This is a genomic window from Hydrogenophaga sp. (assembly GCF_041633695.1).
Classification (GTDB): domain Bacteria; phylum Pseudomonadota; class Gammaproteobacteria; order Burkholderiales; family Burkholderiaceae_C; genus Hydrogenophaga.
In genome coordinates this window covers 1-9,081 of sequence record NZ_JBFJMY010000155.1, presented here as the reverse complement: position 1 = coordinate 9,081, position 9,081 = coordinate 1, and the positions used below count along the sequence as shown (strand labels likewise).

The window sequence follows — 9,081 nt, the reverse complement described above, 5'->3', positions numbered from 1 at the left end:
GCTCCGGTGGGCGTGGCTAGGTATGCGGCCACGGCGTTGGCGCCCGCGCGAACGGGCCGCCTTGCGCCCCAGCTATTGGGAGCAGCTCATGGACGCGCACGCCACGGTGCGCAGCAAATGCAACCACGTTCACCAGGCGGGGTCGGAGCAAGTCCTGTTCAAAGGCCGACTGAAGATGGGCTTTGAAGGCCTTTTCAACCAGGATGCGATGCAAATGGGGCAACGCGGGGACACCACCACCGGTTTGCTCTTGCTCAGCGGCTATGCACTGTTGGCGCTGCGCTTCGCGATCAAAACGCGGCTGTACGATTTCCGCCTGCCCAGTTACGCCGACCGACCGGTGGCCGACCAAGCCGACAAGCACGACATGGCACTGCGCCGCGCCAACGGCCTGCCGGCCCTGGCGCCCGACATGCACCGCCTTGAAGTGCCGCGTGGGTCCTCCAACTCGGACCAGGGTACGGAGAGCACAGAGCCCTTGACGTTGCCGTTGTGGCGCTACCGCCAACTGGGCGCAGACCAGACGCCCCAAATTCCCGATGTGCAACTGATCGAAGAAGAAGGAGGCGAGAGTCCAAGGGTTCATAAGGTCAAAGCGGTGCTGCTGCTGCACGCCTTTGGCCAATCGGGCTTGAGCTATACCTACAAAGACCCTGAAAGCAGCTGCGGCAGCAATCTCGCGGAAGCGTTCTACGCGCAAGGCTACGAAGTCTGGCTGCTGGACAGCCGCATGTCGTCGCGCAGCGGATACGCCGAACTGGCGCAAACCGTGGACATGCAGGGCGAGCACGACGTGCCGTGCGCGGTGGACCACATCCTGAAGACCCTGCAAACAGAATTGAGGCTCTCGGAAGAAACCACCTGCTTGCAAATCTCGGTGTTTGCCCAGTGCATTGGCGCGGCGGCTTTGTGGATGGCCGCCTTGAGCGGCCGCTTGAGCCACCCAACACTTGGCCGCCATGGGCTGCCCATTCCCAAGCTCAGTGCCGCCATGTTCAGCCAGGTGCATGCGCTGATCCAGGGCATGCCGCTCACCCGCAGCAAAGTGTGGCTGCCCGCTTTGCTGGAGAAGGTGTTGCCGTTCATACCCTTTGCGGTGCGAGGCGCTCAAAACGGATTGCTCTGGCAATGGACCGACCGGCTCTTGAGCAGCATGCCGGTGCCCGAGGCCGAACGCAAGCTCACCGACGACGAAGACGGTCTGGCCACCTGTCGACGCATCCGTTTCATCGAAGCGCCGCTGTTCAAGCACGAGAACATGCGCCCGGGCACGGTCCAGGACATGAACCGGCTTTTTGGTCCAGCCAATCTGCGCCTGTTTGGGCATGCCAGGCGCTTTGTGGAATACGAACGCCTCGTCGATGAAGACGGGTTCAACCGCTACGTCAACGACAAAAACCTGCACGACCACCTGAACTTCCCCATCCAGCTCTTGCACGGAGAAGACAACGAGTTGTTTGACGTCGCTGGTGCGCGAAAGACCTTTGAATGGCTGAAACGCCGCCCATCTTGTGTGCCGCAAGAAGAGGCTCCACTGATCATCAAAGGCTACGGTCACCTGGACGTGCTGCTGGGACACAACGCTGCCCGCGACGTGTTCGCCCCCGTGCTCGATTTTTTCTCTCAGGCTCACGGCAGTTCACCACCGCAGACGGTCTGCGCCTCCCCGTCCGCCCGCTGGCGTGTGGCGGCGCCCCGTGTAGGCCCCTTGGTCGGTTGGGTGCGCCGCGAAGGCACGGACCTGGTGGTGCGGCTGGCCATCGCCATCGACGACTTGCATGGTGGCAGCACCGAGGACGGCGACACCCACATCTTGGTGCGCCGGTCCGATGGCGCAGGCGGCTTTCTCCTCCATATAGCCGATGCCAAATTCGTGCCGCTGAAGCACCCTGGCATGTCGGAAAGTACAGCGCCCGAGGCAGTGGCCCTGCGCTGCGCGCAAATCGATGTTCGCCTGCACCCTACGCAATACGCTGGTGCATGCCAGGCAGGCCAGGCCTTGGCGTTTCAAGTCATGAGTCTGCACAAAATACTGGCCCCGCCTGCGACCACCCAATCGCTGTGGATTTCCACCAACGCGCTCGGTCCGCTCGACCTGGTCAAGACGGCTCTGGCGCCCGGGTGGCAACGGCGCCTGCCCTCGGCTTTTCCATGGGTGGCCGCGCAACACCTGCTGAACGGCCAGATCGCCCAAGCGCTGGCCGCTGATCAAGCGGAGGTAGACGCGCACAACCAAGTGGCCGAATTGGATGGCTTGCGAAAAAGGGCCTCGGTTCTAGAGCGCGTGGCCTTCTCGGTGCCGGTCGCCACCTGCCATGCGCTGTTGTCCAACGCCGAGCCAGGTCCAAGCCATGGTGTTTCGTTTCTGGCCAGTTGCTGTCGGCACCCCGGCCTTACCGTAGACCGGAACCGCATCGATGAGGCCTTGGCCCATGTGCAAAACGCAAGAGACCGCAAGGCGCCCGCGTTCGCCCTACTCGTTGGCGATCAAATCTATGCCGACGCCACTGCGGGCCTGGTGGATCCCACCAGCCCGGTGGAGCGCTACCTCGAACGCTACGAGACCGCATTGACCGCTGCGCCCATGCGCCGCTTCCTGGCCCATATGCCGACCTTCATGACGCCCGACGACCACGAGTGGACCAACAACTACCCCCATGCAGCGCCGTTGCATATCCGTGCCTGGCCGGACTGGGGCTACGAAGGCTCCTTTCGCGGGGTGAACGGTGCATGGGCCACATGGGCTCGGGCCTCAATGCGCAGTTTTCAAAGACTGCAAGGGCCGTTCGCGACCGGAAAGAAGAAGCATGCACACCAGTATGGCGTCGGCAACTTTGGGCCGGTCCGCGTCTTCGTGATCGACACACGCCAACGGCGCCACCGTGGCTTGCCCGAGGTCGTCGTGAACCAAACCTTCAACGACCTCCAGCGGTGGTTGTGTGCAGGCTCCAAAGATGTCTTGAACGTCGTGGTGACCGGTTCCGTGCTCCTGCCTGGTCTGCATGCCGACGCCGACCCCGCCAACCCAGGGGCGATGGACACCTGGCAGAGCGCGCCCGACCAACGCCAACGCGCACTGGACATGTTGGTGCGCCGCTGCGTGGGGACTCCGCACCGCTTTTTGCTGGTCTCGGGCGACTACCACGTGAGCGTGGCTTTGCAGATACGGGTGGGGAGCGAAACGCATAGCACCGTGGTGGGTGCCGCCGTGGTGGTGCCGCCTTTGTACGCCCCCATGCCTTACGTGAACAGCTGTCCCGAACACCTGTGGCTGGACGAGCCTTTGGCGGTGGCTGGCCAAGCGCTGGAGCTGGTCGTGCCGCAAAACGGCGAACCGCGTGTCGGTAGCGGCCTGGCGCACATCACCGTGGGGTGTACCGCCGCAGGTTTCAAAATCTCGGTACACCGAGAATTGCAGGTATTCGAGCAAGGCTTGCTGCCATCAAACACAGCAAGCACGGCGGTGTTCACGGTCTAAGCATCCAACACCAGCGCGGTCGTCAAGGGCCCAAGGCGATTTGATCCACGCGGATACCTTGGCGCGCGAGCTCGTACACGATCTGCGTGCGCGTATTCACACCCAGCATGGCCATCACGTGGGCCAGGTGCGTTTTCACCGTGCCATCGGAAATGCCCAATTCCCGGCCAATGACCTTGTTGGTCTTGCCCTGCACCACGCGTTGCAACACGTCGCGCTGGCGCAGCGTGATCGGCAACCGCATTTGGGTCCAGCCTTGGGCCGATGCTTGCACGGGCCTGGTGGCCTGGTCGACGATGCGCAGGCTGCTGTTGGGCAACCAAACCCCGCCGCCCAGAATGCGCTCCATGGCGCTCACCAACACTTCGGGGTCGGCCGACTTCGGCACGTAGCCCCATGCCCCGTGGTCGATGCAGGCTTGAACCGTGAGCGGATCTTCATTGCCCGACAGCACCACCACAGGCACACCAGGCGCCAACTCGCGAAAGTTGGTCAGCGCCTGCAAACCCTCAAAACCCGGCATGTGCAGATCCAGCAGCGCAAGGGCGAACGCTTCGCCACCGCGTTGGAGCAACAAGCCGGGCAAATGTTCGGGGTGGGCACACTGGTCGATCTGCAACTCGGGCCGCAAACCCGACAACAGCATCGTCAAACCATGCCGAAAAATCGGATGATCGTCCACCAGCAAAATGCGCATGGCCCAACTCCCTTACACGGTGAGCACGGCAACCCACCCTTTGGCGAGCCTCGCGCATGCGGCAGAAAGTTAACAGAACCCGAGCCCCCTGTACACCGCCGCTTCACCAACCGTCAGGGGGTTCCCACATAGGGATTGAAGCGCCGCTCGTGCCCGAACGTGCTTTCCGGCCCGTGCCCGGGGATGAACACGGTTGCGTCGCCCATGGGCCACAGCCGCTCTTTGATGCTGTCGAGCAACTGCTGGTGGTTGCCCTGCGGGAAGTCGGTGCGGCCGATGCCGCCTGCAAACAGCACGTCGCCCACGAAGGCGCGTTGCGCCTCGGCCGAATGGAACACCACGTGGCCGGGTGTGTGCCCGGGGCAATGCCGCACGGCCAGCGTGCTCTGCCCGATTTGCACCGAGTCGCCGTCTTGCAGCCAGCGCGTGGGGGTGAAGGGGTCGGCGTGGGGGAAGCCGAACATCTGGCTTTGCTGCGCCAAGCCGTCGATCCAGAACTGGTCGCCCGGGTGCGGGCCGATGATGGGCAGCTGCAGGCGCTCGGCCAGCTCGGCCGTGCCGCCGGCGTGGTCGATGTGGGCGTGGGTGAGCCAGATCGCCTGGAGGTTCAGGTGCAAGCGTTTCACTTCGACCAGCAAGCGGTCCAGATCGCCACCCGGGTCGATGATGGCCGCGTCCATCGTTTGGTCGCACCAGACGATGGAGCAGTTCTGGGCAAAGGCGGTGACGGGAACGGTGAGGTACTGGAGCATGGTCCTGGTGTTTCTGGCGCGAAGCTGCGATGTTAGCGAGCGCGCAAGTCGGGCGGCCTGCGCGTCAAGCCACCGAGGCCGAAGCCGCTTCCATCTGCGCCAGCCATTGCGCCCAGTGGTCTATGCAGGCGCGGATTTTGGGCAGGCGGTGGCGCTCTTGTAGCATCACCGCATAAATGGGCACACAGGGCGAGTCGAATTGGCCGGCCAGGACCCGGACCAGCTCGCCACGGGCCACCAGCGGGCGGGCCAGCAAATCCATCAGGCGTCCGATGCCCACGCCTTGTTGCACCAGGTTGAGCATGACGCTGGAATTGTCGGTGCGGGTCTGCCCGCTCACCTGTATGTCAGCGCCTTTGTCACCCCGTTTCGCGCCAGCACTGGTGACCCAGCGGTTGAGCACCGGGTAGGCGCTGCTGGCAATCACATGGTGTGCGGCCAGATCGTCGGCGTTGCGCGGTGCGCCGCAGCGCGCCAGGTAGGCGGGTGATGCATACAGAGAACGGCTGGAACGGCCGATCTGCCGCGCCACCAGGGTCTCGCTGAGCAGCGTGCCGGTGCGGATGGCGATGTCGATGCCTTCGCGCGCCATGTCGACCATGCGGTCGTCGGCGCACAGATCCACATGCAGTTGCGGGTGGCGCTGGTACAAGCCATTCAGACTGGGCACGACCACCAACTGCGCGATCACCGGACTCACCGAGACCCGCACCCAGCCGCTGGGCCCGCTGATCTTGCCGGACAGCTCGGTCTGCAGCTCTTCGGTGGTTTCCAGCAGGCGGGCGGCATAGGCCAGAAAGGTATCGCCCTCGTCGGTAAGGCTCAGGCCGTGCGTGCTGCGGTGCAAGAGGCGCACGCCGCAAGCGGCTTCCAGCCGCACCAGGCTGCGCGTGACCTGGCTCACCGGCACGTTGCGTTCGCGCGCCGCCGCCGACAGCGTGCCCAGCGCGGCGATCCGCACAAACAGGGCGACATCCGGCATGTTCAATTCCATCGGCGCATTGTGATGGGTTTTGCAGTTTTCGCAATACCAATATCCGTTTGAAGCGGTTTCCGACCAGTGCTCAACTCCCTAAAGTGACAAGCATCGACACACCACCAGGAGCTCACCATGTCCACACCGCACTTAGACAACGCCACCTGGGTGCTGCTGCACGACCAAGCGCGGCTGCGCGCCGAACTGTTGCGCCGCGAAGCCATGAACGATTTCTGGCGCGGCACCCACGCGGTGTTCCAGCGCAGCCTGGCCTGCGAACAATCGCTGGCCATGCGCAGCGCCGCGCGGCTCAAAGCCCGGTTGACCCGCCGCGCCAAGAGCGCGCCCGACGCCGTGTCAGCCAGCCCTTGCAGGGCCTGATGCCGCTTGGGCCACGGCGGTGCGGGCCGCCTGCAAACAGCCACGGATCTCGGGCGTGAGCGCCATGGGCTGGAACGCGCTCACGCGTGCACTGCCCGGATTGCCCAGCGGCAAACGGCCCAAGGCGTGGCCCAGCGGCACCAGCAGCAGGCGAAACACCTGCCCGGCCACTTCGCGCCAGGCACGCGTTTCCCAGGCCAGGGCCAGCATGTGAAGATGCACCCGCCCGTGCGGACCGATGCGGGTCTGCCCCTGCACATGGGCGGCCTCCAGCAACAGCCAGCGGCGCGGCGTGTCGCCGGGTGGCGTGTCGCGGTAGCTGCGCAACAGGTGCGCCAGCACGGCGTGTTCGGAACCGGGGTCGGCATCTGCGTTGGCTTGCATGCTGGGGGCCTCAAGGTCTTGAACGCGCACAGATCATTTGCGCAACAAGCGCAGCCCATTGGCCACCACCAGCAGGCTGGCGCCCATGTCGGCGAACACCGCCATCCACATGGTCGCGTTGTCGAACACCGCCAGCACCAGAAACACCGCCTTGATGGTCAGCGCCAGCGCGATGTTCTGCCGCAGCACCGTGTGCGTGCGCCGCGAGAGGCGGATGGTTTCGGGAATGCGGCGCAGGTCGTCGTTCATGATCACCACGTCGGCGGCTTCCATCGCAATGTCGGTGCCCGCGCCGCCCATGGCGATGCCGATATCGGCACGGGCCAGCGCGGGTGCGTCGTTGATGCCGTCGCCGGTCATGGCGACCGGGCCGTGGCGCCGCTGCAGGTCTTCGATGGCGGCCAGCTTGTCTTGCGGCAACAGGTTGCCGCGTGCGTCGGCAATGCCGGCTTCGCGCGCGATGCTTTGCGCCGTGGCGGTGTTGTCGCCGGTGAGCATCACGGTGCGCACACCCATGGCGTGCAGCTCGGCCAGCGCTTCGCGTGAACGGGGTTTGATGGTGTCGGCCACAGCGAAGAGCGCCAGCACGGCGCGCTCGTTGGCCAGCAGCGTCACGGTGCGCCCCTGCGCTTCGTGTTCGGCCAGCCGCGCCTCAATGGCCGCGCTGCACAGACCGCGCTCTTCCATCAGCCGGTGGTTGCCCAGCCACAGCCGTTGACCATCCACCAAGGCTTCAACGCCCCGCCCCAACAAGGCGCTAAAACCCGCCACCCGACCAGCCCCCACCGGCAAACCCTGGGCAATGGCGCGCGACACCGGGTGGTCGGACGCCCCGGCCAGATCGGCCGCCCAGCGCAAGACTTGCGCTTCGTCCGCATCCGCCGCCAGCAGTTCGGTGGCCACCAGGCGCGGTTTGCCTTCCGTGATGGTGCCGGTCTTGTCGAAGGCGATGGCCTGGATTTTGTGCGCGCTCTCCAGGTAGACACCCCCCTTGATCAGAATGCCGCGCCGCGCCGCCGCCGCCAGGCCGCTGACCACGCTCACCGGCGTGGAAATCACCAGCGCACAGGGGCAGGCGATCACCAGCAGCACCAGCGCCTTGTAGAGCGCCTCGGTCCAGCCCACACCGGCCAACCAGGGCAGCAGCAGCGCCACGCCCACCGCGAGCGCGAACACCACCGGGGTGTAGACGCGGGCGAAACGGTCGACGAACTGCTGCGTGGGTGCGCGGCTGCCCTGGGCCTGCTCCACCGCGTGGATGATGCGGGCCATCAGGCTGTTGCTGGCCACGGCGTTCACCCGCACTTCCAGCATGCCGGTCTGGTTCACGGTGCCGGCGAACACCGCCTCGCCCCCGCTTTTGTCCACCGGGATGCTCTCACCCGTGACCGCCGACTGGTCCACCGCACTGCTGCCCGCCACCACCACGCCGTCCAGCGCAATGCGCGCGCCCGGCTTGACCCGGATCACCGCGTCCAGCGCCACCTGGGCCGCAGGCACCGGCAACCAGCCACCATCGGGCTGCCGCAGCTCGGCGGTTTCGGGCGTCAGGCTCAGCAGCCCTTGAATGGCATTGCGCGCACGGTCCACGGCGCGCGCTTCTATCCACTCGGCGATGGCGTACAAAGCCATCACCATCGCCGCTTCGGGCCACTGGCCGATGAGAAAGGCACCGGTCACCGCCACCGTCATCAGCGCGTTGATGTTCAACCGGGCATGGCGCAACGCGGCCAGGCCCTTGGCATAGGTGGAGAAGCCCGCCAGACCAATCGCGACAACAGCCAAGGCCATGCCCAAGATCTGCCAAGGCATGGTCTCGGGTGCGAAAAAATGCAGCAACTCGGCACCCACGGCAAAGGCCAGCGCAGCGGCAAAGCGGGCAATGCCGCTGCCGGCTGATCCACTGGCGCCATGGTCATGGCCCTGGTGGTCGTGGCTGTGGCCTTGGTGATCGTGCGCCGCGTGTGGGGTCGGCCGCTCGCCTGGCGCCATGCGTTTGGCCGGGTAGCCCGCCCGGTTCACCGCGGCTATGGCGACCGGGATCACCTCGGGCGGCGCGTCGATGGTCAAGCTGCGTTGCGCCAGCTGAAAGCGCAGGCTGCGGATACCGGCCACGCCGTCCAGCGCATGGCGGATGTCGGACTCTTCGGCGGCGCAGTCCATCAGGGGAATGCTGAGCACCACGGCACCGGCCCTTTCGGGGTCTACCGGATCGGCGCCCAGCGGAATGGGGGTGGCGCAGGCCGTGCTGCAGCCACCATCGGTTGGACCGGATAGCTCGGAGGGTTCGGCGCAACGGGAAGAATGGGATGTCATGGCTGGATTACAAACCCTTGAGCCACTCCAGAGTCAAGCGCCTAAGATGGGGGCATGAAAATCGGTGCCTTGTCTGCTGCCACGGGTGTTCCTGTCG

Annotated in this window: 7 protein-coding genes; 2 read left to right on the top strand and 5 right to left on the bottom strand. The window is 65.3% G+C overall.

The window, feature by feature from the left end:
• Positions 1 to 88: 88 nt before the first annotated feature.
• Positions 89 to 3,478: an alkaline phosphatase D family protein gene (locus ABYB95_RS11330; RefSeq protein WP_372658630.1), complete on the top strand. Its 3,390-nt coding sequence runs from the start codon at positions 89 to 91 to the stop codon at positions 3,476 to 3,478.
• Positions 3,479 to 3,500: 22 nt separating this feature from the next.
• On the opposite strand, the gene ABYB95_RS11325 is transcribed toward ABYB95_RS11330, so the two are convergent.
• The 3 genes from ABYB95_RS11325 to ABYB95_RS11315 all read right to left on the bottom strand — a co-directional run bounded on the left by ABYB95_RS11325 (position 3,501) and on the right by ABYB95_RS11315 (position 5,909).
• Complete coding sequence (locus ABYB95_RS11325; RefSeq protein WP_372658629.1) at positions 3,501 to 4,175, bottom strand: response regulator; 675 nt, start codon at positions 4,173 to 4,175, stop codon at positions 3,501 to 3,503.
• A gap of 113 nt (positions 4,176 to 4,288) precedes the next feature.
• Entirely contained in the window at positions 4,289 to 4,927 is a 639-nt protein-coding gene (locus tag ABYB95_RS11320; RefSeq protein ID WP_372658628.1) for an MBL fold metallo-hydrolase, read from the bottom strand.
• A gap of 64 nt (positions 4,928 to 4,991) precedes the next feature.
• Positions 4,992 to 5,909 (bottom strand): LysR family transcriptional regulator, encoded by a 918-nt coding sequence (locus tag ABYB95_RS11315; protein ID WP_372658627.1) that lies wholly within the window; start codon positions 5,907 to 5,909, stop codon positions 4,992 to 4,994.
• A 129-nt stretch (positions 5,910 to 6,038) separates the two neighbouring features.
• Here ABYB95_RS11315 and ABYB95_RS11310 point away from each other — a divergent pair, with 129 nt between their 5' ends.
• Positions 6,039 to 6,284 (top strand): hypothetical protein, encoded by a 246-nt coding sequence (locus tag ABYB95_RS11310; RefSeq protein WP_372658626.1) that lies wholly within the window; start codon positions 6,039 to 6,041, stop codon positions 6,282 to 6,284.
• Here ABYB95_RS11310 and ABYB95_RS11305 read toward each other — a convergent pair.
• Positions 6,261 to 6,668, bottom strand: coding sequence for a DUF3703 domain-containing protein (locus ABYB95_RS11305; RefSeq protein WP_372658625.1), 408 nt, complete (start codon positions 6,666 to 6,668; stop codon positions 6,261 to 6,263). The two genes, ABYB95_RS11310 and ABYB95_RS11305, sit on opposite strands and share 24 nt — an antisense overlap.
• Before the next feature lie 33 nt (positions 6,669 to 6,701).
• The gene (locus ABYB95_RS11300) at positions 6,702 to 8,984 is read right to left on the bottom strand and encodes a heavy metal translocating P-type ATPase (RefSeq protein ID WP_372658624.1); all 2,283 of its coding nucleotides are present in this window, start codon (positions 8,982 to 8,984) and stop codon (positions 6,702 to 6,704) included.
• Positions 8,985 to 9,081 lie beyond the last annotated feature (97 nt).

Excerpts from the sequence above, each read along its gene's own strand:
- ABYB95_RS11315 (WP_372658627.1), bottom strand. The coding sequence starts at position 5,909 with ATGCCGGATGTCGCCCTGTTTGTGCGGATCGCCGCGCTGGGCACGCTG.
- ABYB95_RS11300 (WP_372658624.1), bottom strand. The coding sequence starts at position 8,984 with ATGACATCCCATTCTTCCCGTTGCGCCGAACCCTCCGAGCTATCCGGT.
- ABYB95_RS11330 (WP_372658630.1), top strand. The coding sequence starts at position 89 with ATGGACGCGCACGCCACGGTGCGCAGCAAATGCAACCACGTTCACCAG.
- ABYB95_RS11320 (WP_372658628.1), bottom strand. The coding sequence starts at position 4,927 with ATGCTCCAGTACCTCACCGTTCCCGTCACCGCCTTTGCCCAGAACTGC.
- ABYB95_RS11325 (WP_372658629.1), bottom strand. The coding sequence starts at position 4,175 with ATGCGCATTTTGCTGGTGGACGATCATCCGATTTTTCGGCATGGTTTG.
- ABYB95_RS11305 (WP_372658625.1), bottom strand. The coding sequence starts at position 6,668 with ATGCAAGCCAACGCAGATGCCGACCCCGGTTCCGAACACGCCGTGCTG.
- ABYB95_RS11310 (WP_372658626.1), top strand. The coding sequence starts at position 6,039 with ATGTCCACACCGCACTTAGACAACGCCACCTGGGTGCTGCTGCACGAC.